The sequence below is a fragment of the Cellulomonas sp. P5_C5 genome, from assembly GCF_054049655.1.
Genome location: NZ_JBFULY010000025.1, coordinates 37,771 through 59,593 on the forward strand (window position 1 = coordinate 37,771; position 21,823 = coordinate 59,593).

Consider the following 21,823-nt stretch of genomic DNA (forward strand, 5'->3'; position numbering starts at 1 on the left):
CACCCTGCTCAGCACGCGCGCACCGAGCCCGCGCGGCGATGTCGTCGGTGACGACCGCCCGCCCACTCCGCTCGCGACCCCCAAGGACCTGACATGACCGCCCGTCCCGCACGCCGCCTCGCCGCACTCCTGACCGCCGCCGGTCTCCTCGCCTCGCTCGCCGCGTGCTCCACCTCCGCCGCCGACGAGCCGGCCGCCACCGAGGACTCGTCCGCCGCACCGACGGCGGGCGCCGAGGCCCCCGAGCTCCGACTCGGCTACTTCGCCAACCTCACGCACGCCGTCGCCCTCGTCGGTGTCGACGACGGCACCTACCAGGAGGCGCTGGGCGACACGACGCTCACCACCTCGATCTTCAACGCGGGCCCGGCCGCGGTCGAGGCGCTGTTCGGTGGCGCGATCGACGCGACGTTCATCGGCCCGAACCCGGCGATCAACGCGTTCGCGCAGTCGGACGGCGAGGCGGTCCGCATTGTCTCGGGTGCCACCTCCGGCGGGGCGCAGCTGGTCGTCCGCGAGGGCATCGACTCCCCCGAGGACCTCGTCGGCACCACGCTGGCGACCCCGCAGCTGGGCAACACCCAGGACGTCGCGCTGCGCGCCTGGCTCGCCGACGAGGGGCTCGAGACGTCGCTGACCGGCGGCGCGAGCGACGTGACCATCACGCCGCAGGAGAACTCGCAGACGCTCGACCTGTTCAAGGCCGGCCAGCTGGACGGCGCCTGGCTGCCGGAGCCGTGGGCGTCGCGGCTCGTCGTCGACGCCGGCGCGCACGTGCTGCTCGACGAGAAGGAGCTGTGGCCCGACGGTGACTTCGTCACCACGCACCTGATCGTCGCGACGGAGTACCTGTCCAAGTACCCCGGCACGGTCAAGAAGCTGCTCGAGGCCGAGTACGCGACGTCCGAGTGGATCGCGGCGAACCCTGACGAGGCCAAGACCCTGTCGAACACGGTGATCGAGAAGCTCAGCGGCAAGCCGCTCTCCGCCGAGGTGCTGGACCGCGCGTGGGGCAACCTGCGGATCACGCTCGACCCGATCGCGTCGAGCCTGCAGACGTCGGCCGACCACGCCGTGGCCGCCGGCACCTCCAAGGAGACCGACCTGCACGGCATCTACGACCTCACCCTGCTCAACGAGGTGCTCGCCGAGAACGACCAGGAGCCGGTCTCCGACGGCGGCCTCGGGGCGTCGGGCAAGTGACCACCACCGTGACGGCGGTCGGCGGCCAGGGCTCCACGGCCCCGGCCGCCGTCGCGGCGTGTCTGACCGGGGTGACGCACCACTTCGGCGAGGCGTCGCGGCCCCCGGTGCTCGACCGCATCGACCTGACCGTGGCACCGGGCGAGTTCGTCTGCCTGCTCGGTGCCTCGGGCTGCGGCAAGTCGACCCTGCTGTCGCTGGTCGCGGGGCTGGACAAGCCCGTCTCGGGCACCGTCGAGGTGCCCGGCGGGCGTCCGGCACTGATGTTCCAGGAGCCCGCGCTCTACCCGTGGCTCACCGCCGCAGGCAACGTGGAGCTCGCGCTCCGGCTGCGGGGCGTCGCCCGGGCGGAACGGCGCGAGGAGGCCCAGCGCCTGCTCACGCTCGTCCGGCTGGAGGGTGCGGGCCCCAAGCGGGTGCACGAGCTCTCGGGCGGCATGCGCCAACGCGTCGCCCTGGCCCGGGCGCTGGCCCAGGAGGGGGACCTCCTGCTCATGGACGAGCCGTTCGCGGCGCTCGACGCCATCACGCGGGACGTGCTCCACGAGGAGCTCACCCGCATCTGGACCGAGACCGGACGTGCCGTCATCTTCGTCACGCACAACGTGCGCGAGGCCGTGCGGCTCGGGCAGCGGGTCGTCCTGCTCTCGTCACGGCCCGGCCGCGTCGCCCGCGAGTGGTCGGTGGACATCCCCCAGCCGCGCCGCATCGAAGACCCCGACGTGTCCCGGCTCAGCGCCGAGATCACCGAGGACCTGCGACAGGAGATCGCCCGCCATGGCCACTGACACCTCGGCGCAACCCACGCGACGCACCACGGACGACGATCTCGCGGCCGGGCTCGACGCGCTCGAGACCCCGGTCGCTGCTCCCCGCAGCTCCGCCTGGCGAGGCGCGTGGCGGGCGATCTGGCCCGTGCTCGCCGCGCTCGGCGCGCTGCTCGTCGTCTGGCAGGTCGCCTACCTGCTGGAGCTCAAGCCGCCGTACGCGCTGCCCAGCCCGGCGGACACCTGGCAGACCCTGCTGGGCACTATCCAGGACGGCTCCGCGTGGCGCGCGGTCTCGCTGAGCGTCCAGCGCGCGGCCGTCGGCTTCGCGATGTCCGTCGTGGTCGGCGTGGCGATCGGCGTCGCGCTCGCCGCGTCCCCGCTCCTGCGCCGTGCGTTCGGCCCGATCATCACCGGGCTCCAGTCGCTCCCGTCCGTGGCCTGGGTGCCCGCCGCGATCATCTGGTTCCAGCTCACCGACGCGACGATGTACGCGGTGATCCTGCTCGGCGCGGTGCCGTCGATCGTCAACGGGCTGCTCGCCGGGACCGACCAGGTGCCGCCGCTGTACCTGCGCGTCGGCCAGGTGCTCGGCGCCACGGGCTGGACGCGGATCCGCTTCGTGCTGCTACCCGCCGCGCTGCCCGGGTTCCTCGGCGGGCTCAAGCAGGGCTGGGCGTTCGCGTGGCGCTCCCTCATGGCTGCCGAGCTCATCGTGCAGACCGGCCTCGGCACCGGTCTCGGGCAGATCCTCGACCTCGGCCGGGTCACCAGCGACATGTCGCTCGTCATCGCGTCGATCGGGCTCATCTTCCTGGTGGGCATCGTCATCGAGCTCGTGGTCTTCGCACCGCTGGAACGCCACGTCCTGCACTCGCGCGGACTCACCGGGCAGGCCTCGACCCGCTAGCCGTCCGCCCGGCTGGGGAAGCACACGTCGCACCAGTGGTACCCGGCCGGGCGCGCACCGACGGGCCAGCGGTTCCGTGCCGCGATCTTCTCGACCCACACGCACGGGTGGTCCAGGGAGTGGGTCTCCCGCGTCCGGCGGTTGGCGAGCAGCCGCTCGCTGTCGGACGAGACGGTCACCCCGCACTGCGGCCTGCCGCCCAGACGGTGGAAGCCACCGAGGAACCCGCCCGCGAAGAACTCCTGCTCCGGGGTCAGCTCCAGGTCGGGCGGGACCAGGGACGACGGGACGTCGACCGCGAGGTTGGTCGCCAGCTCGGGCGGCAGGTAGCGGGCGAAGAACATCGTCACCAGGTCCGCGGTCGCGCCGGCGATCTCCGTGCACGATCCCGACCCGGGCCGGCACGGGACATCGATCTGTGCGCTCAGGTAGTCCCAGTGCTCGCCCTCGTCGAACACCACCCGGTGGCGCGGCCGGTGCATCCCCTGCCACTGCGCCTCGGTCAGCTGGCTGAACAGGTCGAAGCCGAGTCCCCACAGCAACAACGTCGGCATGTCGAGCAGCGGCAGCGGGAACGGTGACCCGCCGAACCAGTCCTGCCAGCCGCCGCTCAGCCCGGCGAAGGCCGTGATCGGGCGACCGACCGCGAAGCGTGCCCCGAGCATCGCGCCGAAGCTGTGCCCGACGACGCCCGTCGCCGGCGGCGGGAGGAGCACGTCCGCGTGCTCCCACCCCGTCCGCGCCCAGGTGAGCACCGCGTCCAGGGTCTCCTCGTCCGGGTGCTCGGGGACGGACGGGTTGCTCCCCCCGTCGTTCCCCGCGAGCCGTGGCACGACCACGACGTAGCCGCTGCGGGCCAGGAACGCGGGGATCAGGAACCAGCGCAGGTAGTGGTCGGTGTCCTGCGCGCAGTGACCGTGCGCGAACAGGACCAGCGGGTACCGCCCGCACCCCTCGAGGATCGGCGCGGACTCCACCGCGCCGTCCAGGCTCGGGAAGAAGATCCGCAGGTCCACCGGTGCCCCGTCGGCGGGTCCGAGCGAGCGGACGCCCCAGAAGACGGGCGCGAGCGCCTGCGGCTGCCACCCGATCGGGCAGCTCGCGGGGGGTGGGACCGGACTGTCGACCACCCGACCAGTGTGGCCCGCCCGCTAGCATTCGGCGATGCGCAGCTCACTGATGCAGAACGCGGAACTGTCCACCGAGCCCGGCAGCTTCGTGCTGCAGAACGGGCGGATGCTCAAGGTCGACCTCGCCGGCACCGGCGGCTTCTTCTATGCCAAGCAGGGGTCGATGGTGGCCTACCAGGGCGACGTCGACTTCAGCTACCAGGGCAGCGGCGGCGTCGCCAAGATGTTCAAGAAGGCCTTCACCGGCGAGGGCATGTCCCTGATGAAGGTCTCCGGCAGCGGCGACGTCTTCCTCGCCCAGGACGCCGACGAGATCTTCATCCTCCACCTGGAGAACGAGAGCGTCACCGTCAGCGGCTCCAACATCCTCGCCTTCGAGAGCGCGCTGACCTGGGACATCAACCGCGTCGAGGGCGCGTCCATGCTCAGCGGCGGCCTGTTCAACACCACGTTCACCGGCACCGGCGCCCTGGCCGTGACCGCGTACGGGACGCCGGTGGTGCTGCAGGTCGACGTGCCGACCTACGTCGACATGCAGGCGGCCGTGCTCTGGTCGACGTCGCTGACGTCGACGGTGCGGAAGACCGCGAAGCTCGGCGCGGTCGTCGGGCGCGGCTCCGGGGAGGCCTACCAGCTGGGGCTCACCGGTCAGGGCTTCGTCGTCGTCCAGGCCTCCGAGGGGCACCCCGTCGTGAACCAGGGGTAGCCGTCGCGACGCCCGACGCCGGCTCAGAAGACCGGCTTGCCGCCGGTCACCCCGAGGACCGTCCCGGACACGTAGGACGCCGTCGAGTCGGCCGCGAGGAACACGAACGCGGGCGCGACCTCGGCGGGCTGGCCCGCGCGTCCCAGGGGCGTGTCCTTGCCGAACGTCTCGACCTTCTCCGTGAACTGGGTGGCCGGCTGCAACGGCGTCCAGATGGGGCCCGGTGCCACCGCGTTCACGCGGATCCCACGCGATCCCAGCTCCGCGGCCAGGTTGACCGTCACGTTGTTGATCGCCGCCTTGGTCGACGCGTAGTCGAGGAGCGTCTCGGACGGCTGGTAGGCCTGGATCGAGGAGTTGTTGAGGATCACGCCGCCCTCCCCCATGTGCTCCAGGGCGGTCTGCGTGACCCAGAACAGCGCGTACAGGTTCGTCTTGAAGGTCCGGTCAAGGTCCTGCGAGGTGATGTCCGCGATCGACTCGCGGCGTGCCATCTGGAACCCCGCGTTGTTCACCAGCACGTCGAGACCACCCAGCTCGGCCACGGCCTGCCTGACAGCCGCGCGCGCGGACTGCTCGTCGGTCAGGTCGGTGGGGATCTGCACGCACCGCTGCCCGGCCTGCTCGACCCATCGCGCGGTCTCGTCGGCGTCGGCCTGCTCCTCGGGCAGGTACACGATCGCGACGTCGGCGCCCTCCCGCGCGTACGCGATGGCGACCGCGCGTCCGATGCCCGAGTCACCGCCGGTGATCAGGGCGCGTCGGCCGGTCAGGGACCCGTGCCCCTCGTAGCTGGACTCCCCGTGGTCCGGCGTCGGGCTCATCGGCTCGGTGAGCCCGGGCGGCTGCTGCTGCTGGGCGGGAAACGACATGTCTGCTCCTGCGGTGCGTCCGTCGCGACGCCGGCTTCTTCGGCTGCCTCATGGTCGGTCCGGGGCGCCGTGCTCGCATCCTGACGTGCCGGGAGCGGCCCACCAGGAGGTGGGCCGCTCCTGTCACCAGGGGCGTCGGTCAGCGACGACGACCCGAGCCCGCGACGATCGCCACACCGATCGCGGCGAGGACCACCTGGAAGAGCAGCTCGATCCAGTCGATGCCGTCCGTCGTCTGGACGCCGACCAGGCCGGCGAGCCAGGTGCCCAGGAGGGCGGCGACGATGCCGACGATGATCGTGACGAGGATCGAGATGTTCTGCTTGCCGCGGACGACCAGGCGTCCGAGGACGCCGATGATGGCGCCGATGATGATCGCGGAGATGATGCCTGCGGGGGTCATGGTGGGGCTCCTGAGGGGTGAAGAGATGCGCCGGGTACGGCGACGAGTGAATCTAGGGGTGAATCGTCCGGTCCGCGCGCTGAGCGAGAGGTTTCATCCGACGGTGAGCATCCGCATCGGCACCTCGGGGTGGTCGTACGACCACTGGGAGCACGTCCTCTACCCGCCCGGGCTCCCGCCGTGGGAGCGGCTCGGGAGGTATGTCCAGGAGTTCGACACGGTCGAGCTCAACGCGAGCTTCTACCGCTGGCCGCGGGACACGACGTTCGCCGGCTGGCGCCGACGGCTCCCCGACGGCTTCGGCATGTCCGTGAAGGCGTCGCGCGGCCTGACCCACGCCAAGCGCCTGTACGCGCCCGAGGCGTGGTCGGACCGGATGGCGCGCTCGTGGCACGAGCTCGGCGACCGGCGCGAGGTGCTGCTCGTCCAGCTGCGGCCGGACCAGGAGCGCGACGACGCCCGGCTGGACTGGTTCCTCGGGTCCGTGCCCGAGTGGGTCCGCGTCGCCGTCGAGCTGCGGCACCCGTCGTGGCAGCACGACGACGTGTTCACGCTCCTGGAGCGGCACGGCGCCGCGAACGTCGTGATGAGCGGCGCCCGCCTGCCGTGCGTGCTGCGGGCGACCGCGCGGACCGTCTACGTGCGGCTGCACGGACCGGACCACGACCACCTCTACGGCGGCTCCTACTCCGACGACGACCTGCGCTGGTGGGCCGACCGGATGCGTGAGTGGTCCGGGGGTGGCCACGACGTCCTCGCCTACTTCAACAACGACGGCGGCGGGAACGCGGTGCACAACGCGCGCACGCTGCGCGGCCTCCTGGCGGTGTGACCTGCGGGTCCTCGGCTCGACGCGCGCGGACGCCGCGCCGGACCTACGCTCGCCTCCCGCACGAAGGCTGAACGACGAGGAGGTCGAGATGCACACCGACGACAGGATCGTCCACGACACGGGAGACGACGCCCCGGTGGTCCGCGACGTCGAGGCTGCGGCCGAGGCCGAGCTGACCGACGCCGAGAAGATCAAGGCCGACGGGCTCGACGAGCACGACGTCGACCCCCGCTAGGACCCGCACGGCAAGGCGCCGCAGCCCTCGGGCTCGGCGCCTCGCACCTGCCCACCGCGCGCGCGGTGGGCGAACCGGACGCACGTTGGACCCCGCACGAGGACGGCTGGACCGGTGCTGCTCCGCCCGGCGTCCTGACACCTGTCCCGCGGCACGGTGGTGCGGTCCCGATGACGCAGAATCGTCCGCGTGACTGCACCCCCACCCCGCCGGCCTCGTCCTCCGTCGCGTGCCGCGCTCGTGCTCGGCCTGGTTCTCGCTCCCCTGCTCCTGGCCGCGGTCGTCGGGATGATCGTGACGTGGCCGCACGACGACGGCGGGACCGGTCAGCGGGCCGGGCTCGTCGACGTCGGGGTCGAGCACGTCACCGCGAAGGTCACCGGGACACGGACCGAGCAGTGCGAGTCGACCGTCGAGGACCGCCTGCCGGACGGCTCCCAGCCGGACCAGGTGCCGTGCCTCAAGGTCCTCGCGACGGTCACGTCCGGGTCGCAGTCCGGGACCGACATCGAGGTGTGGGCGACGGCGACACTCACCGCCTCCGACGTCCCGGAGGGCACCCGGATCGTCGTCGAGCACTACCCGGCGGCTGACGGGTCACCGGAGACGTGGGCGTGGTCGGACTTCGCCCGCGGCGTCCCTCTCGCGACGCTCGCGCTGGCGTTCGTGCTGGTCACCGCCCTGGTCGCCGGGTGGCGTGGCGTGCGCGCGATCGTCGGCCTGGCCCTCGCGTTCGTGGTGCTCTGGCAGTACGTGCTGCCGGGGCTCATCGCTGGGGAGAACGCCGTCGTCCTCGCCCTGTGCGGGTCCGCCGTGATCATGGCCGTCGTGCTGTACCTGGCCCACGGGTTCTCCTTGCGCACGAGCACCGCGCTGCTCGGCACCCTCACCGGCCTCCTGCTCGTGGCCGCGCTGGGGACGCTCGGCGCGGACGCGGCCCACCTCACCGGCGCGACGACCGAGGAGGACTACCGGCTGGCGGCCCTCCTCGGTGACGACGGGGCGGCTGCCCTGCGCGGCGTGTTCCTGTGCGGCGTCGTGCTCGCCGGGCTGGGCGTGCTCAACGACGTGACGATCACGCAGGCGTCGGCGGTGTGGGAGCTGCGCGCGGTCGACCCCCGCGCGACGTGGCGCGGCCTGTTCACGGGCGGCATGCGGATCGGCCGGGACCACATCGCCTCGACGATCTACACCATCGCGTTCGCCTATGCCGGCGCCTCGCTCCCGGTGCTGCTGCTCCTGCAGATCTACGAGCTGCCGCTGGGCCAGACCCTGACCAGCGGACAGTTCGCCCAGGAGATCGTCCGCACCCTGGCGGGTGCCATCGGGCTCATCCTCGCGATCCCGTTCACCACGGCGATCGCGGCCGTCGTCGCGCACGCGCAGGCACCTGCGGAGCTGCGCCGGTCCTCAGCGCACAGCCACGTCCACTAGCTCGGGGTCCTGCTCCGCCGCCGGTGCCGGACGGCCGGACCGCACCACCCACGCGGCGATCGCCGTCGTGATCGGGATGGCGAGCACCAGGCCGATGGACCCGACCAGCGTCCGGGCCACCTCCTCGGCCAGCTCCCCGCTGGTGAGGGCGTCGAGCATGCCGCGGTCGGAGATGCTGACGAGCAGGACCAGCGGCAGGGTGGCGCCGACGTAGGCGAACACGATGGTGTAGACGGTCGACGCGATGTGGTCGCGGCCGATCCGCATGCCCCGGCCGAACAGCTCCCGCCAGCCGGCCTGCGGCGAGCTGCCGTGCAGCTCCCACACCGCGGACGCCTGCGTGATGGTCACGTCGTTGAGCACGCCGAGCCCGGCGATCACCATGCCGCACAGGAGGATCGCGCTCATCCGTGCCTGCGGCGCGTAGGACAGCAGGTCGAGGGCGTACTCCCCCGACAGTCCCGTCAAGTGCGCCGCGCCGCTCGCCCACGTCGCCAGGACACCCGTCGCGAGCAGCCCGAGCAGGGTGCCGACGAGCGCGGTCGACGTCCGGAGCGTGAAGCCGTGCGCGAGGTAGAGGACGACGAACATGATGGCCGACGACGTCACCAGGGCCACGGGCAGGGCCGGCTTGCCCTCGAGCAGCGCCGGCAGCATGAACACCCCGATGACGCCCATCGAGATGCCGAGCCCGACCAGCGCCGCGAACCCCCGCCACCGGGCCACCGCGACCACGAGCACCGCGAAGACCGCGGCGAGCAGCCCGAGCGGCGGTCCGCGCACGAAGTCGGTGAAGACCAGGCCCGTCTCCGGCGTGCCCATGGCGCCCAGGTCCGCGGCGATGACCCGGTCGCCCGGGTGGATCTCCGGCAGGTACTCAGGCGGCACCTGGACCCAGGCGCTGGACCCGTCCGCGGTGGTCGCGCGGACCTGGCGCAGCGGGTCGGTGGCCTGCGGGAACACCTCGGCCACGGTGACCGTCGGGAACGTCATGCCCGGCGGGGACGTCTCCAGCACGGGCCGCTCGCCCGTCGGCCACAGCACCCATGCGCCCAGCAGGGTCGCCAGCAGCGCGGGGACCAGGATCGCCGTGAACACCCGACGCGCGTGCCGACGAACCTGCGGTGACGCCGGGGCGTCCTCGTGGGGGTGCGCGCTCATCGCCCCAGGATCCGTCGACCCGCGCCGGGACGCGGCCCGGACACGCCGTCGCCCGCTGTCGTGTCCGGCTCGGCACTGGCAGGGTGACGGCATGGGATCCCCGGACGGCATCGCAGGCGTGTTCGACCGGGCTGCGGACACCTACGACCGCGTCGGGGTGCCGTGGTTCGAGCCGATCGCCGCCGGCCTCGTCGCCGAGCTGGCGGTCCGTCCCGGCGAGCGGGTGCTCGACGTCGGCTGCGGACGAGGCGCTGCGCTGCGGCCGCTCGCGCAGGCGGCCGGACCCGACGGGTACGCCCTCGGGATCGACCTCGCCCCCCGCATGGTCGAGCTGACGAGGCAGGACCTGTCGGACCTGGCGCAGGTCGAGGTGCGGGTCGGTGACGCCCGCGCACCCGGGCTGCCGTCGGCGTCCTTCGACGTCGTCGCGTCCTGCCTGGTGCTGTTCTTCCTGCCGGAACCGGCTGCGGCGCTGCGCGGGTGGACCGACCTCCTCGTCGGCGGCGGACGGCTGGGGGTGACGACCTTCGGCGGCCAGGACGACCGGTGGCGCCGCGTCGACGCCCTCTTCGACCCGTACCTCCCCGCGGCGATGCTCGACGCCCGCACCAGCGGGCGGCGCGGACCCTTCGCCTCCGACGCAGGCATGGAAGAGCTGTTCCACGAGGCGGGACTGGCCGACGTCCGGACGGTCGCGGACCAGGTCGAGGCGGGGTTCGACGACCCCGAGCACTTCCTGCGGTTCTCGTGGTCGCACGGCCAGCGGGCGATGTGGGAGGCCGTGCCCGAGGCGGACCGCACCGCGCTGCGCGCCGAGATCGTCGACACCCTGGACGGGATGCGCGACGACGCCGGTCGCCTCACGTTCGTGCAGCACGTCAGGCACACCCTGGGCGTGCGCCCCTGACACGCGTCCTCACCGCGCCGCCAGGTGCTCCGCGCTCCGGTAGGCCAGCGCCAGGATCGTGAGCACGGGGTTGAACCCGCCGTTGGTGACGTGCACCGACCCGTCCATCACCCAGAGGTTGTCGTGGCCGTGGACCCGCCCGGACGGGTCGGTCACGGAGGTCGCGGGGTCCTCCCCCATCCGGCACGTCCCGGCCTGGTGCTGGCCGCCGGTCACGGCGTCGGACACCGGACCGGTCGACCAGACCCGACGCGCGCCGGAGGCGTCGAGCCACTCCTGCGCCCGCTCGGACTGCAGCCGCGCCGCGACGAGGGTGAGCGCGTGCTGCTTGCCGGACAGGCGGGCCACGGCGATCCCGTGGCGGTCCACGTGCCGTGGGTCGAGCGTGACGCGCAGGTCCGGCACCGGGATCTCCTGCACCGGCCCGAACACGTGGCTGGTCCGCCGGTACAGGTCGCGCATCGCGTGCTTGCCGGCGAGCCCCCACCGCGGCGCGTCGGGTGGCAGGGCGCCGGACCAGTGCGCGACCGGCAGCTTGAGCACCTCGTTCGCCAGGACGCCCCCACCGATCGCGCCGGGGAGCCGGTTGACGTAGTCACAGGTCGCGATCCGGACGTTCGGGCCCGGTCCGTCGATGACCGGCTCGTCGAACAGCCCGAACCCGCCGACGTAGACGTGTCCCTGCAGATGACGGCCCACCTGGTCGGTGTGGTTGCCGAGGCCGTCGGGGTGCGCGTCGGAGCGGCTGGCCAGGAGCAGGCGCGCGGTCTCGACCGCGGCGCAGGCGAGCACCACGTGCCCCGCGGAGATGGTCCGGCGCTCCCCCGTCGCCTCGTCGACCGCCAGCACCCCCGTGACCGTGCCCGACGCGTCGGTCCGCACCTCGAGCGCGCGCGCACCGGTCACCAGGTGGCACCCCGCGGCGACCGCATCGGGCAGGACCGTGTTGTACGGACCGTTCTTGGCGTCGCTCGGGCACGCGAACCCGACGCACTCGCCGCACTGCACACACCGCCCTCGGCCACCGCGGGGGACGGAGTTGATGAGCATCGGCACCGGCCCGGTGCTCAGCCCCAGCCGTCCGGCGCCGCGCCGCAGCAGCTCGGCCTCGGTGTTGTCGGGCAGCGGCGGCATCGGGTAGCCGGCCGAGCGGGCGCCCTGGTTGCGGTGCGCGGCGCCGTCGCCCGAGACGCCGATCTCCTGCTCGACCCGCGTGTAGAACGGCTCCAGGTCGTCGTACGTCAGCGGCCAGTCGCTCAGCGAGCTGCCGTCCGGGACGCCGTGGGTGGTCGCCAGGTGGAAGTCCTCCGGCGTGAGCCGCCACGCCATCCCCTGGTAGAGGCGCGTGCCCCCACCGACGGTGTGCGGCAGGGCGCCGTAGCCCGGTCCCCACGGCGGCTCGACGCGCTCGGACCCGTCCGGGTCCACGACCACGCGCACACCCCCGTCGTCGAGGTACGGCGGGGCGTTGTGCCCGTAGCGGCTGACCCGGAAGTTGCGCAGGTGGTCGTTGCCGATCTGCTCGTACGCCAGCGCCTCCCCGCGCTCCAGCACCAGCACGCGCAGCCCGGCCCGCGTCAGCACCGAGGCCGCGACTCCCCCGCCGGCGCCCGATCCCACGACGACCGCGTCGTACCGGTCGGCGGCGTCCACCAGGCGGCGGGTGCGCAGCGCGGCGGGTCCGGGGCCGAGGAGGTCGGAGCCGCGTCGTGGACCCGGCCGGTACCCGACCATCTCCCAGCCAGGAGCGTCGCGGGCGCCGTAGTACTGCTCCGCGACCAGCCGGACCATCGTCTCGACGAACGCCGCGCTGTCGACGGTCCACGGCACGGTCGTCCGGCCGGCGAGCAGGTCCTCGACGAGGCCGTCCGCTCCCCGGGACGCGACCTCGTCGGCCAGACAGGAGGCACCGGGTCCGAGGAACGACACCCACAGGTCCGCGTTCACACCCAGCGCGTCCGCGCGCAGGCGGTCGACCACTCCCGCCTGCGACGCGGACGGGTACTCGTCCTGCGGCACCAGGGCGTCGGCGAGGGCCGACACCACGCTCCAGTCCACCGTCACGCGCCCAGTGTCACGTCTGAGCGAGCCACGCGGTCGAAGGTGGTGACCAGCGCGTCGCTGGTCACCGACACCGGAGGTTCACCCATGAAGATCGTCGTCGTCGGAGGCACCGGCCTCATCGGCTCGAAGCTGGTCACGCTGCTCGCCGCACAGGGCCACGAGGCCGTCGCCGCGTCGCCCGGCACGGGTGTCGACACCCTGACCGGCGACGGGCTGGCCGCGGTGCTCACCGGTGCGGACGTCGTCGTGGACGTCTCGAACTCGCCGTCCTTCGAGGCGGCAGCGGTCCTGGAGTTCTTCACGACCTCGACCCGCAACCTGCTGGCCGCCGAGTCCGTCGCGGGCGTCCGCCACCACGTCGCGCTGTCCGTCGTCGGCACGCAGCGGCTGCCCGAGAGCGGCTACTTCCGCGCGAAGATCGCCCAGGAGCAGCTCATCGAGACCTCCCCCGTCCCCTTCTCGCTGGTCCACGCGACGCAGTTCTTCGAGTTCGTGAAGGGCATCGTCGACTCGGCGACGGACGGCTCCACGGTGCGCCTGGCGCACGTCCTGATCCAGCCGATGGCCGCCGACGACGTCGCCGCGGCGCTCCGGGACGTCGCCGTGGGTGCGCCGACCAACGGCAGGGTGGACATCGCCGGTCCGGAGCAGCTCCGGCTCGACGACCTCGGCCGCCGCTTCCTCGCCGCGCACGACGACCCCCGTGAGGTCGTGACGGACCCCGCCGCGACGTACTTCGGTGCCGTCCTGGACGAGGACACCCTCGTCCCGCTCGGCGAGGCGACCCTCGGGACCACCCGGTTCGAGGACTGGGCCGGACGCTGACCCCTATCTTGTGACGGTGACCAGCGACACCGCCGACAACACCGGCGCGCCCGCGGCCGGCTGGAACGCGAACGTCCCGGACTCGGACCTGGCCGCGTTCGAGGATGTGCGGCCGCGGCTCTTCGGCATCGCGTACCGGATGCTGGGCAGCGTCGCGGAGGCCGAGGACGTGGTGCAGGACGCCTGGCTGCGCTGGCAGGGCACGGACCGCCGCGTGGTGCACAACCCCGCGGCGTTCCTCACCACCACCGCGACCCGGCTCGCCATCAACGCGACGACCTCGGCGCACGCGCGGCGCGAGACCTACATCGGGCCATGGCTGCCCGAGCCGGTGGACACCAGCGCGGACCCGGCGCTCGGGGCCGAGCGGGGCGAGGCGCTGGAGATGGCCGTGCTGCTCCTGCTGGAGAAGCTGGGCCCGACCGAGCGCGCCGCCTACGTGCTGCGCGAGGCGTTCGGGTACTCCTACCGGGAGATCGCCGACGTCCTGGGCATCTCGGAGGTCAACGCCCGTCAGGTGGCCCGGCGGGCGCGCGAGCACCTGGACTCCGAGCGCTCGGCGCCCGCGTCCCCCGCGCAGCAGCGCCGGCTGCTGGAGTCGTTCGTCGCAGCGGCCCGCGCCGGGGACCTCGCCGGCCTGGAGCGCCTGCTCGTCGACGACGTCGTGGTGCGACCCGACGGCGGCGGCGAGGTGCACGCGTCGCGCGTCGAGCTCGTGGGCGCGGCCCGCACGGTCACGTTCCTGGACAACATCCTGCGCAAGTACTGGCAGGACTCGACGCTACGGATCGTGGAGGCCAACGGGGGCGCCGCGCTCCTGGTCACCTCGGCTGCCGGTGAACCGCAGGCGATCGTCGCGCTGGACGGCTCCGAGCGCGGGATCGAGCACGTCTACATCGTGGTCAGCCCGAGCAAGATGCGGCAGTTCGCCCCCTGAGGGCTGTCACGTTCCGACGTCCTGCGTGGTCGAGAAGATGTGACACACATGAAGAAGATCGTGATCGTCGGTGGCGGCTACGCAGGCTTCTACGCCGCGTGGAACCTGGAGAAGACGCTGCGCCCGGACGAGGCGGAGATCACCGTCATCGACCCGCGGCCGTACATGACGTACCAGCCGTTCCTGCCCGAGGTGATCGCCGGGTCCGTCGAGGCCCGGCACGCCGCCGTGTCGCTGCGCAAGCACCTGCGGCGCGCCACCGTGGTCGCCGGCGAGGTGACCCGCGTCGAGCACGCGCGCCGGGCGCTGCGGGTCCGCCCCGCCGACGGCGACGACATCGAGCTCGACTACGACGTCATCGTCATCACCGCCGGCGCGGTCACCCGCACGTTCCCCATCCCGGGCATCGCCGACCAGGCCATCGGGATGAAGCACGTCGAGGAGGCCGTCGCCATCCGCGACTCGCTCCTGACCTCGTTCGACCGCGCCTCCGTCCTCCCGCCCGGACCCGAGCGGCAGCGCCTCCTGACCGTGACGTTCGTCGGCGGCGGCTTCTCCGGAGTCGAGGGATTCGGCGAGCTGTTGTCGCTGGCCACGGCGCTGCTGCGCTCCTACCCCGAGCTCGCGCTGGCGGACCTGAACTTCCACCTCGTCGAGGCGGCGGGCCGGATCCTGCCGGAGGTCACGGACGAGCCCGGACGCTGGGTGGTGCGGGCGCTCGAGGAACGGGGCGCGCACGTCCACCTGAACACCCAGCTGGTCTCGGCCGTCGGCGGTCACGTCGTCCTCTCGACCGGCCAGGAGCTCGACTCCGAGCTGATCGTGTGGGCCGCCGGCAACGCCGCGAACCCCGTGGTCGCCCAGCACACGGACCTCCCCGTCGACGACCGCGGGTTCCTCCGGGTCCGCGCCGACCTCCGGATCGGTACCGCGGAGGCGGCCGTGCCGGACGCGTGGGCCGCCGGGGACGACGCCGCGGTCCCGGACGTCACCGTCGGTACCCCCGGCGCGCGCACCGTCCCGAACGCCCAGCACGCCGTGCGCCAGGGCAGGCACCTCGCGGCGAACGTCGCCGCCGTGCTGCGCGGCCGGACCCCGAAGGACTACGTCCACCAGAGCCTCGGCGTCGTCGCGACCCTCGGCCTGGGTCAGGGCGTCTTCCAGTACCGCCGCCTCGTCATCCGCGGCTTCCCCGCCTGGGTGATGCACCGCGGCTACCACGTGCTCGCCGTGCCGACGTGGGAGCGCAAGATCCGGGTGCTGGCCGTGTGGCTGGCCGCGGCCGTCTTCGGGCGGGACATCGTCTCGCTCGCCGGCGTGCAGCACCCGCGGGACGCGTTCGTGCGCGGCGGGGCACCCCGGTAGCGGCGCCCCTGCCAGGATGGCCCCGTGACCACACCAGCGCCCGGACTCGTCGCTCGACGCTGGCGCAGCAGGCGGTCCGCCGCGGTCGCGGGGATCCTCTTCGCTGTCCTGCTCATCGCCGCGCTCGTGATGATGCGGCATGCCGTCGCCGGTGAGACCGTCGGCCAGATCGAGCTCGACCCCGGCCGACGCGCGCTCGTGCGCCTCGCCCTGAACCTCGTGCCGTTCGCCGGGATCGCCTTCCTCTGGTTCATCGGCGTGGTGCGCGACCAGCTGGGCGAGGTCGAGGACCGCCTCTTCTCGACCGTCTTCCTGGGCAGCGGCCTGCTCTTCCTCGCGATGCTGTTCCAGGGCGCGGTGACTGCGACGAGCCTGGTCGCGATGGTGTCGGGGACAGACCTCGACGCCGGCGTCTGGACGTTCGGCCGCGGCACCACGGAGACCCTGATCTCGGTGTACGCGATGCGGATGGCCGCCGTGTTCACGCTGTCGGTGAGCACCGTGGCACTGCGCACGGCCGCGGTCCCGCGCTGGGTGCCGTTCAGCGGCTACGCGGTCGCGCTGGTGCTGCTCCTGGTCGCCGGCGAGAACAAGTGGGCGCAGCTGGTGTTCCCCGCCTGGGTGCTCGTGCTCAGCGTCGCCATCCTGCTGACGCCCGGCCGCGCGCGCCCCGTCGTCGCTGGGTGAACCTGCGGCCCGAACCTTCCTCCCCTCGCCCGCCCGCCCCTAACGTGGACAAACCGGACACCGCGACCAGCGCGGTGTCCGCCGTACAGCAGGGGGAACTCATGGCACGACTCCGCATGTCGCTCACGGCCGCCGCGCTCGCCGGCGCCGCACTGCTCGCCTCGGCGGGGCCGGCCGCAGCGTGCCGGACCGACCCGCAGGCCGACCCGACGACCTGGGAGTACGGCGGCGTCTACGACTGCACGAAGATCACCGTCGGCCACGGTGTGCGCACGTACACCAAGCCGTCACCGGTGGCCTTCGTGGTGATCAAGACCGGGAAGACCTACGTCGTGAGCGACCTGGGCGACGCGAACGAGGGCGACCGCACGTACACGTTCGACAAGTCCATCCGCTTCGTCATCAGCTGCGACTTCACGGACGTGTAGACCCGGCCTCCGCCTGCCGCGCGGCAGTCTCGAGCTGCTCGCGGTAGGCCGGCCAGTCGATCGAGGGGATGTTCGGGTCGTCCTGGCGACTGCCGACGGCGCCGTCGACGAGCTCACGCACGATGTCGGCGTGTCCCGCGTGCCGGGCCGTCTCGACGCACATGTGCACGAGCATCTGGTGCAACGTCACGTCCCGGCGGTCCCCCCACCACGGCACCACCCCCGGCGCGTCCAAGGGCAACGCCTCGATCGTCGCGTCGGAGTGGGCGGCCGAGAACTCGTGCAGCTCGACGATCTGCTCGCGCGTCTCGTCGGCGGTCGCCCACATGTCCGCGTTGACCTCCGCGTCGTCGGCGTCCCACGGGAGGTCTCGTCCGCTCGGGCGCCCGAACACGACCCCGAAGTAACCCAGCTCGACGCTCGCGACGTGCTTGACCAGCCCGAGCAGGTTGGTCCCCGTGGAGGTCATCGGCCGGCGGATCTCGTACTCGCCGAGGCCGTCGAGCTTGCCGACGAGGCTGGTGCGCTGGGCACGCAGGTACCGGTGCAGGGTGTCCTTGTCGTCCATCCGGCCACTATGCCGTGCGCCCTGCGTACTGTCCGGGTGTGGAGACCCTCCGCTACGGCACCCACCCCGACCAGGTCGTCGACCTCACGTTCCCCGGGACCGCCGCCCGTCCACCGCTCGTCGTGCTCCTGCACGGCGGCTTCTGGCGCGTCGCGTACGACCGCACGCACCTCGCCGAGACGGCCGACGCGCTCACTGCCGAGGGCTTCGCCGTGGCCAACGTCGAGTACCGCCGGGTCGGCGGTGGCGGGGGCTGGCCGTCCACGTTCACCGACGTCGGTGAGGCCGTCGATGCCGTCCAGGTCGCGCTCGCCGGCCGCGTCGACCTGGGGTCCGTCGCCTACGTCGGGCACTCGGCCGGTGGGCACCTGGCGCTCTGGGCCGCCCTGCGGGACGGGCTCCCGGCGGGCGCACCCGGTCGTGCCGAGCGCGCGCCCCTCGTCCGCGGGGTGGTCGCCCTGGCTCCGGCTGCCGACCTGGCCGCGGTGGACCGGCTCGGCCTGAGCGGCGGGGCGGTCCGCGAGCTGCTCGGCGGCAGCCCGGCGACCGTCCCGGACCGCTTCGCCGCCACCGATCCCGCCGTGCTCGGTCGCCCACCCGCCGCCACCGTCCTCGTGCACGGCGTGCTCGACGACATCGTGCCGATCGAGGTGTCCCGGGGCTACCGCGACCGGACCGGGGTGTCGCTCGTCGAAGTTCCCGGAACCGGGCACTTCGAGCTGGTGGATCCCGCGTCCGCGGCGTGGCCGGCCGTCCTCGCCGCGCTGCGGGACGTCCTGGGCTGACGCCGCACCCCGCCCAGGTCCAGACTCGGGAGATCTGCGCACCGCCGGGAGGCACCATGAGCACCGACCTCTTCGAGACCCCCGCCGCCGACGCCGAGCCCGCGGCGTTCGCCGACCGGCTCATGGCCGCGACGCTCGGCGGGATGGACCTGGTCGCGATCCATCTCGGTCGCAGCCTCGGCTGGTACCAGGCGCTCGTCGACGACGGGCCGCTCACGTCCGTCGACCTGGCCGCCCGGACCGGCACCCAGGAGCGGTATGCGCGCGAGTGGCTGGAGCAGCAGGCCGTGGGGGGCTGGCTCCTCACGGACGACACCGTCGACGCGACCGAGCGGCGGTACCGGGTCGCGCCCGGGGCGGTCCCGGTCCTCTCCGATCCCGACAGTCCTCTGCACGTGGCACCGGTGGCCGGCTTCGTCATCGCGGCGTGCCGTCGGATCGACGACCTCGCCGCCGCCTCCCGGTCCGGCGGCGGCGTCAGCTGGTCCCAGCTCGGGGACGACGCCCGCACCGCCCAGGCCGCACTCAACCGCCCCCTCTTCCTGGACGAGCTCCCCCGTCAGATCATCCCCACGATCCCCGAGCTGCACGCCCGCCTGGCCGGGACGGCGCGCGTCGCGGACATCGGCACCGGCGAGGGCTGGTCGTCCCTCGGCCTGGCAGCCGCGTTCCCCACGTCCACGTTCGAGGGGTTCGACGTCGACGAGCCGTCGGTGGCGGCGGCGCGTCGGCACGCCGCCGACCGTGGGCTCGGCGACCGCGTCACGTTCTCGGCCGTGGACGCCGCCCGGCTGCGCGAGACCCGCGCCGGCACGTTCGACGTCGTGATGGCCTACGAGTGCGTCCACGACCTGCCGGACCCCGTCGGAGTCCTCGCCGCGATGCGGGCGATCACGCGCGACGGCGGCTACGTGCTGGTCATGGACGAGCGGACCGCGGAGGCCTTCGCAGCACCCGCCGACCCGGTGGAGCGGCTGCTGTACGGGTACTCGATCGTGTGCTGCCTGCCCGACGGTCTCTCGACCCCGGGCGGCGTCGGGACCGGGACCGTGATGCGCCCGTCGGTGCTCGCCGGCTACGCCGCGTCAGCCGGGTTCTCGCGCGTCGAGGTCCTCCCGGTCGACCACGAGCTGTTCCGGTTCTACCGGCTCCACCTCTGACGACTCGTCGGGCGGTCCCGCCGCGGCGACCGGTTCCGACCCGACCGGTGCCGTGGGCAGCAGGCGGGAGAAGTAGAGCGCGAGGGCCGCGATCACGGCGAGCACGGCGAGGCTCGCACGCAGGGCGTCGATCCGGGCGGCCTCGTTCTCGTCCGTGATCGCAGCGGCCTCGTCGGCGGGGACCCCGGCGTCCTCGAGCGCCGTCACCAGCTGCGCGTCGGAGACGAACGGCACGCCGGAGGCGAGCTGCACGTTCGCGGTCTCCGCGACCTCGGCGCTCACCTCCGGGTTCGAGCCGAGACCGACGAGCAAGGTGGACGTCAGCGTCGCGATGAGGATCGACCCGGCGACGGCGGTCCCCAGCGACGCCCCCAGGTTGGTCATCGTGTTCTGCACCCCACCGACGTCACCCGCGTCCTTGTCCGCCACGGCGGAGACGGTGACCGCCCCGAGCTGCGACGACAGGGCGCCCACGCCGAACCCGGCGAGCAGCAGCGGCACGGCGACGATCTCCGCCCCCGCCCCCACCTCGAGCGCACCCATGAGCGCGACGATGCCGAGCAGCATGCTCACCAGTCCCCAGCGGACCACCTCGCGCGGGGAGGCGGTCGGGAAGAACCGCGGGATGCCCACGGCGGCGACCAGCAGGGACACGGACAGCGGGAGGAGCCGGACGCCCGTCTGCAGGGCGGTCAGACCCAGCGCGATCGACAGGAACAGCGGGACGACGAAGAACAGGCCGGCCTGGATCATGAACTGGAAGAAGAACATCGTCAGGCCGCCGGCCAGCCGGGCGTTGCGCAGCATCGCGGGGCGCACGAGCGGTTCGCGACCGGCCGCGACCATCCGGTTCTCCCACGAGAAGAACAGCCGCAGCACCACCATGCCGGCCAGGACCAGCCAGATCGTCGGCGAGAGCCCGAGCCAGGACGGACCGCCCGGACGGCTGAGCACCCACCCCCACTCCCCGGAGCGCAGCACGCCGAAGACCGCCAGCCCCAGACCCAGGGCGGACAGGACCGAGCCGACGTAGTCGAGGCGGAACCGCGCCTCCGGCTCGGCGTCCGCCAGCCTGCGGGTGAGCACGAGGATGCCGATGACCAGCACGACCTCGCCGGCGAACACGTAGCGCCACGTCCAGTACGTGGTCACGAAGCCGCCGATCAGCGGCCCGGCCGCCACCGCGATCGCACCGGCGGAGGCCACGAGCCCGTACGCCCGTGGCCGGTCCTTGGACGCGAAGTTCGACGCCACCAGCGCGACGATCGCGGGCATGATGAGCGCCGCCCCCAGCCCCTCCAGCACCGACCAGCCGATGATCAGCACGGTGAGGCTCTGCGCGATCGACGTGACGAACGAGCCGCACGCGTAGATCACGCAGCCGATGGCGAACGCCCGCCGCCGGCCGATCAGGCTCCCGATCTTCCCGCCCGTGATCATCATGCTGGCCATGACGAGCGTGTAGAGCGTGATCGCGGTCTGGATGCCGGTCACGGTCGTCCCGACGTCCGCAGCCACCTGGGCGATGGACACGTTCATCACCGAGCTGTCGAGCGTCATGAGGAACTGCGCCGTGGCGAGCGTGAACAGGACGAGCCCGGCCGCTCCGCCGCTCTTCTGGGTCATCGGGCACCGCTCCCCATCTGCACATGCCCTCCGTGCCCGGACGACTGGACCCCAGAGGTACCACTACCAGCCCGTTCGCCGCTACGGCGCTACGCTGCCCGAGACCGAGGGGGTGGGCAGTGAACGAGACGGCTGAGCCTGCAGGGGTCTCCGAGTCCGGCTGGTATCGCCACCTCGACCTGATCGCGACGGTCCTGCTGGCCGTCGCGACCGTGCTGACCGCCTGGTCCGCGTTCCAGAGCAGCCAGTGGGGTGGCGTCCAGGCCATCGCCTACAGCGCCGCCTCCCGTGAGCGCGCCGAGTCCAACCAGGCCGCGACCCTCGCGGGCCAGCAGACGACCATCGACGTGCTGCTCTTCACGGACTGGCTCGCGGCCCTGCACGACGAGGGCGACGCGCTGCTGCCCGAGCCGTACGTCCCCGACCCGGAGCAGTACTCCGGCTTCCTGTTCCAGCGGTTCCGGCCCGAGTTCCAGCCCGCCGTGCACGCCTGGCTGGCCGAGGACCCGCTGACCGACCCCGACGCACCGCCCAGCCCGTTCGCGATGGACGAGTACGTGCTGGCCTCGACCACCGAGTCGGTCAGGCTCGACAAGGCGTCCGAGCGGTCCGCAGCCCTGGCCCGGCTCGCCATCGAGCGCAAGGACAGCTACGTGCTGGCCACCGTCCTGTGCGCGTCGGTGCTCTTCTTCTCCGGCATCGGCTCCAAGCTGGGCTCCCCCCGCAAGCGCACCGCGATGATCGCGATCGGCGGCGTCGTCCTGCTCACCACCGTGGCGGTCCTGGTGACCTTCCCGATCCAGGTCTGAGAGCTGCCC

The 21,823-nt window shown here is 72.9% G+C and carries 23 protein-coding genes; 16 read left to right on the forward strand and 7 right to left on the reverse strand.

Features of this window, described 5'->3' with window-relative positions; all coding sequences use genetic code 11:
- Window positions 1–93 precede the first annotated feature (93 nt).
- From ACXJKF_RS17215 to ACXJKF_RS17225, 3 genes are all read left to right on the forward strand, one after another.
- A complete protein-coding gene (locus ACXJKF_RS17215; protein ID WP_456788939.1) occupies window positions 94–1,203 on the forward strand; it encodes an ABC transporter substrate-binding protein in 1,110 nt (369 codons plus the stop codon).
- 62 nt (window positions 1,204–1,265) lie between these two features.
- On the forward strand, window positions 1,266–1,991 hold the full coding sequence (locus ACXJKF_RS17220; RefSeq protein ID WP_456788997.1) for an ABC transporter ATP-binding protein: 726 nt from the start codon (window positions 1,266–1,268) through the stop codon (window positions 1,989–1,991).
- Window positions 1,981–2,880 (forward strand): ABC transporter permease, encoded by a 900-nt coding sequence (locus tag ACXJKF_RS17225; RefSeq protein WP_456788940.1) that lies wholly within the window; start codon window positions 1,981–1,983, stop codon window positions 2,878–2,880. The genes ACXJKF_RS17220 and ACXJKF_RS17225 overlap by 11 nt, the downstream gene beginning before the upstream one ends.
- Here ACXJKF_RS17225 and ACXJKF_RS17230 read toward each other — a convergent pair.
- Window positions 2,877–4,010, reverse strand: a complete 1,134-nt coding sequence (locus tag ACXJKF_RS17230; protein WP_456788941.1) for a hypothetical protein — start codon at window positions 4,008–4,010, stop codon at window positions 2,877–2,879. The two genes, ACXJKF_RS17225 and ACXJKF_RS17230, sit on opposite strands and share 4 nt — an antisense overlap.
- A 34-nt stretch (window positions 4,011–4,044) precedes the next feature.
- Here ACXJKF_RS17230 and ACXJKF_RS17235 point away from each other — a divergent pair, with 34 nt between their 5' ends.
- Window positions 4,045–4,716, forward strand: coding sequence for an AIM24 family protein (locus ACXJKF_RS17235; RefSeq protein WP_456788942.1), 672 nt, complete (start codon window positions 4,045–4,047; stop codon window positions 4,714–4,716).
- A gap of 23 nt (window positions 4,717–4,739) precedes the next feature.
- Here the strand turns inward: ACXJKF_RS17235 and ACXJKF_RS17240 are convergent, their stop codons facing one another.
- Both ACXJKF_RS17240 and ACXJKF_RS17245 read right to left on the reverse strand, forming a co-directional pair.
- The gene (locus tag ACXJKF_RS17240; protein ID WP_456788943.1) at window positions 4,740–5,588 is read right to left on the reverse strand and encodes an SDR family oxidoreductase; all 849 of its coding nucleotides are present in this window, start codon (window positions 5,586–5,588) and stop codon (window positions 4,740–4,742) included.
- Between the two features lie 139 nt (window positions 5,589–5,727).
- Window positions 5,728–5,991, reverse strand: coding sequence for a GlsB/YeaQ/YmgE family stress response membrane protein (locus ACXJKF_RS17245; RefSeq protein WP_055915150.1), 264 nt, complete (start codon window positions 5,989–5,991; stop codon window positions 5,728–5,730).
- 103 nt (window positions 5,992–6,094) lie between these two features.
- Here ACXJKF_RS17245 and ACXJKF_RS17250 point away from each other — a divergent pair, with 103 nt between their 5' ends.
- The 3 genes from ACXJKF_RS17250 to ACXJKF_RS17260 all read left to right on the forward strand — a co-directional run bounded on the left by ACXJKF_RS17250 (window position 6,095) and on the right by ACXJKF_RS17260 (window position 8,492).
- Window positions 6,095–6,823 carry a DUF72 domain-containing protein gene (locus tag ACXJKF_RS17250; protein WP_456788944.1) on the forward strand — a complete coding sequence of 243 codons (729 nt, stop codon included), beginning with the start codon at window positions 6,095–6,097 and terminating at the stop codon, window positions 6,821–6,823.
- 88 nt (window positions 6,824–6,911) lie between these two features.
- On the forward strand, window positions 6,912–7,058 hold the full coding sequence (locus ACXJKF_RS17255; RefSeq protein WP_456788945.1) for a hypothetical protein: 147 nt from the start codon (window positions 6,912–6,914) through the stop codon (window positions 7,056–7,058).
- A gap of 189 nt (window positions 7,059–7,247) precedes the next feature.
- Complete coding sequence (locus ACXJKF_RS17260) at window positions 7,248–8,492, forward strand: YibE/F family protein (RefSeq protein WP_456788946.1); 1,245 nt, start codon at window positions 7,248–7,250, stop codon at window positions 8,490–8,492.
- Here the strand turns inward: ACXJKF_RS17260 and ACXJKF_RS17265 are convergent.
- Window positions 8,469–9,653 carry a YibE/F family protein gene (locus ACXJKF_RS17265; protein ID WP_456788947.1) on the reverse strand — a complete coding sequence of 395 codons (1,185 nt, stop codon included), beginning with the start codon at window positions 9,651–9,653 and terminating at the stop codon, window positions 8,469–8,471. The two genes, ACXJKF_RS17260 and ACXJKF_RS17265, sit on opposite strands and share 24 nt — an antisense overlap.
- A 91-nt stretch (window positions 9,654–9,744) precedes the next feature.
- Here ACXJKF_RS17265 and ACXJKF_RS17270 point away from each other — a divergent pair, with 91 nt between their 5' ends.
- The gene (locus tag ACXJKF_RS17270) at window positions 9,745–10,560 is read left to right on the forward strand and encodes a class I SAM-dependent methyltransferase (protein WP_456788948.1); all 816 of its coding nucleotides are present in this window, start codon (window positions 9,745–9,747) and stop codon (window positions 10,558–10,560) included.
- Window positions 10,561–10,569: 9 nt separating this feature from the next.
- Here the strand turns inward: ACXJKF_RS17270 and ACXJKF_RS17275 are convergent, their stop codons facing one another.
- Window positions 10,570–12,624 (reverse strand): GMC oxidoreductase, encoded by a 2,055-nt coding sequence (locus ACXJKF_RS17275; RefSeq protein ID WP_456788949.1) that lies wholly within the window; start codon window positions 12,622–12,624, stop codon window positions 10,570–10,572.
- Window positions 12,625–12,708: 84 nt separating this feature from the next.
- Here ACXJKF_RS17275 and ACXJKF_RS17280 point away from each other — a divergent pair, with 84 nt between their 5' ends.
- The 5 genes from ACXJKF_RS17280 to ACXJKF_RS17300 all read left to right on the forward strand — a co-directional run bounded on the left by ACXJKF_RS17280 (window position 12,709) and on the right by ACXJKF_RS17300 (window position 16,866).
- Window positions 12,709–13,449: an SDR family oxidoreductase gene (locus tag ACXJKF_RS17280; RefSeq protein WP_456788950.1), complete on the forward strand. Its 741-nt coding sequence runs from the start codon at window positions 12,709–12,711 to the stop codon at window positions 13,447–13,449.
- A 16-nt stretch (window positions 13,450–13,465) separates the two neighbouring features.
- The gene (locus tag ACXJKF_RS17285) at window positions 13,466–14,386 is read left to right on the forward strand and encodes an RNA polymerase sigma-70 factor (protein ID WP_456788951.1); all 921 of its coding nucleotides are present in this window, start codon (window positions 13,466–13,468) and stop codon (window positions 14,384–14,386) included.
- 48 nt (window positions 14,387–14,434) lie between these two features.
- Entirely contained in the window at window positions 14,435–15,751 is a 1,317-nt protein-coding gene (locus ACXJKF_RS17290; RefSeq protein ID WP_456788952.1) for an NAD(P)/FAD-dependent oxidoreductase, read from the forward strand.
- 24 nt (window positions 15,752–15,775) lie between these two features.
- Window positions 15,776–16,438 carry a hypothetical protein gene (locus tag ACXJKF_RS17295; RefSeq protein ID WP_456788953.1) on the forward strand — a complete coding sequence of 221 codons (663 nt, stop codon included), beginning with the start codon at window positions 15,776–15,778 and terminating at the stop codon, window positions 16,436–16,438.
- 101 nt (window positions 16,439–16,539) lie between these two features.
- The gene (locus ACXJKF_RS17300; RefSeq protein WP_456788954.1) at window positions 16,540–16,866 is read left to right on the forward strand and encodes a hypothetical protein; all 327 of its coding nucleotides are present in this window, start codon (window positions 16,540–16,542) and stop codon (window positions 16,864–16,866) included.
- Here ACXJKF_RS17300 and ACXJKF_RS17305 read toward each other — a convergent pair.
- Window positions 16,853–17,434 (reverse strand): DinB family protein, encoded by a 582-nt coding sequence (locus ACXJKF_RS17305; RefSeq protein WP_456788955.1) that lies wholly within the window; start codon window positions 17,432–17,434, stop codon window positions 16,853–16,855. The two genes, ACXJKF_RS17300 and ACXJKF_RS17305, sit on opposite strands and share 14 nt — an antisense overlap.
- Before the next feature lie 38 nt (window positions 17,435–17,472).
- On the opposite strand from ACXJKF_RS17305, the gene ACXJKF_RS17310 reads away from it, so the two are divergent.
- Both ACXJKF_RS17310 and ACXJKF_RS17315 read left to right on the forward strand, forming a co-directional pair.
- Entirely contained in the window at window positions 17,473–18,219 is a 747-nt protein-coding gene (locus tag ACXJKF_RS17310; RefSeq protein WP_456788956.1) for an alpha/beta hydrolase family protein, read from the forward strand.
- 56 nt (window positions 18,220–18,275) lie between these two features.
- A complete protein-coding gene (locus ACXJKF_RS17315; RefSeq protein WP_456788957.1) occupies window positions 18,276–19,379 on the forward strand; it encodes a class I SAM-dependent methyltransferase in 1,104 nt (367 codons plus the stop codon).
- On the opposite strand, the gene ACXJKF_RS17320 is transcribed toward ACXJKF_RS17315, so the two are convergent.
- Window positions 19,305–21,005, reverse strand: coding sequence for an MFS transporter (locus ACXJKF_RS17320; RefSeq protein ID WP_456788958.1), 1,701 nt, complete (start codon window positions 21,003–21,005; stop codon window positions 19,305–19,307). The genes ACXJKF_RS17315 and ACXJKF_RS17320 overlap by 75 nt on opposite strands.
- 119 nt (window positions 21,006–21,124) lie before the next feature.
- Here ACXJKF_RS17320 and ACXJKF_RS17325 point away from each other — a divergent pair, with 119 nt between their 5' ends.
- Window positions 21,125–21,814, forward strand: coding sequence for a hypothetical protein (locus ACXJKF_RS17325; RefSeq protein ID WP_456788959.1), 690 nt, complete (start codon window positions 21,125–21,127; stop codon window positions 21,812–21,814).
- Window positions 21,815–21,823: the final 9 nt, after the last annotated feature.

Excerpts from the sequence above, each read along its gene's own strand:
- ACXJKF_RS17315 (WP_456788957.1), top strand. The coding sequence starts at position 18,276 with ATGAGCACCGACCTCTTCGAGACCCCCGCCGCCGACGCCGAGCCCGCG.
- ACXJKF_RS17215 (WP_456788939.1), top strand. The coding sequence starts at position 94 with ATGACCGCCCGTCCCGCACGCCGCCTCGCCGCACTCCTGACCGCCGCC.
- ACXJKF_RS17265 (WP_456788947.1), bottom strand. The coding sequence starts at position 9,653 with ATGAGCGCGCACCCCCACGAGGACGCCCCGGCGTCACCGCAGGTTCGT.
- ACXJKF_RS17245 (WP_055915150.1), bottom strand. The coding sequence starts at position 5,991 with ATGACCCCCGCAGGCATCATCTCCGCGATCATCATCGGCGCCATCATC.
- ACXJKF_RS17320 (WP_456788958.1), bottom strand. The coding sequence starts at position 21,005 with ATGACCCAGAAGAGCGGCGGAGCGGCCGGGCTCGTCCTGTTCACGCTC.
- ACXJKF_RS17290 (WP_456788952.1), top strand. The coding sequence starts at position 14,435 with ATGAAGAAGATCGTGATCGTCGGTGGCGGCTACGCAGGCTTCTACGCC.
- ACXJKF_RS17255 (WP_456788945.1), top strand. The coding sequence starts at position 6,912 with ATGCACACCGACGACAGGATCGTCCACGACACGGGAGACGACGCCCCG.
- ACXJKF_RS17235 (WP_456788942.1), top strand. The coding sequence starts at position 4,045 with ATGCGCAGCTCACTGATGCAGAACGCGGAACTGTCCACCGAGCCCGGC.
- ACXJKF_RS17225 (WP_456788940.1), top strand. The coding sequence starts at position 1,981 with ATGGCCACTGACACCTCGGCGCAACCCACGCGACGCACCACGGACGAC.
- ACXJKF_RS17270 (WP_456788948.1), top strand. The coding sequence starts at position 9,745 with ATGGGATCCCCGGACGGCATCGCAGGCGTGTTCGACCGGGCTGCGGAC.
- ACXJKF_RS17300 (WP_456788954.1), top strand. The coding sequence starts at position 16,540 with ATGGCACGACTCCGCATGTCGCTCACGGCCGCCGCGCTCGCCGGCGCC.
- ACXJKF_RS17240 (WP_456788943.1), bottom strand. The coding sequence starts at position 5,588 with ATGTCGTTTCCCGCCCAGCAGCAGCAGCCGCCCGGGCTCACCGAGCCG.
- ACXJKF_RS17280 (WP_456788950.1), top strand. The coding sequence starts at position 12,709 with ATGAAGATCGTCGTCGTCGGAGGCACCGGCCTCATCGGCTCGAAGCTG.
- ACXJKF_RS17305 (WP_456788955.1), bottom strand. The coding sequence starts at position 17,434 with ATGGACGACAAGGACACCCTGCACCGGTACCTGCGTGCCCAGCGCACC.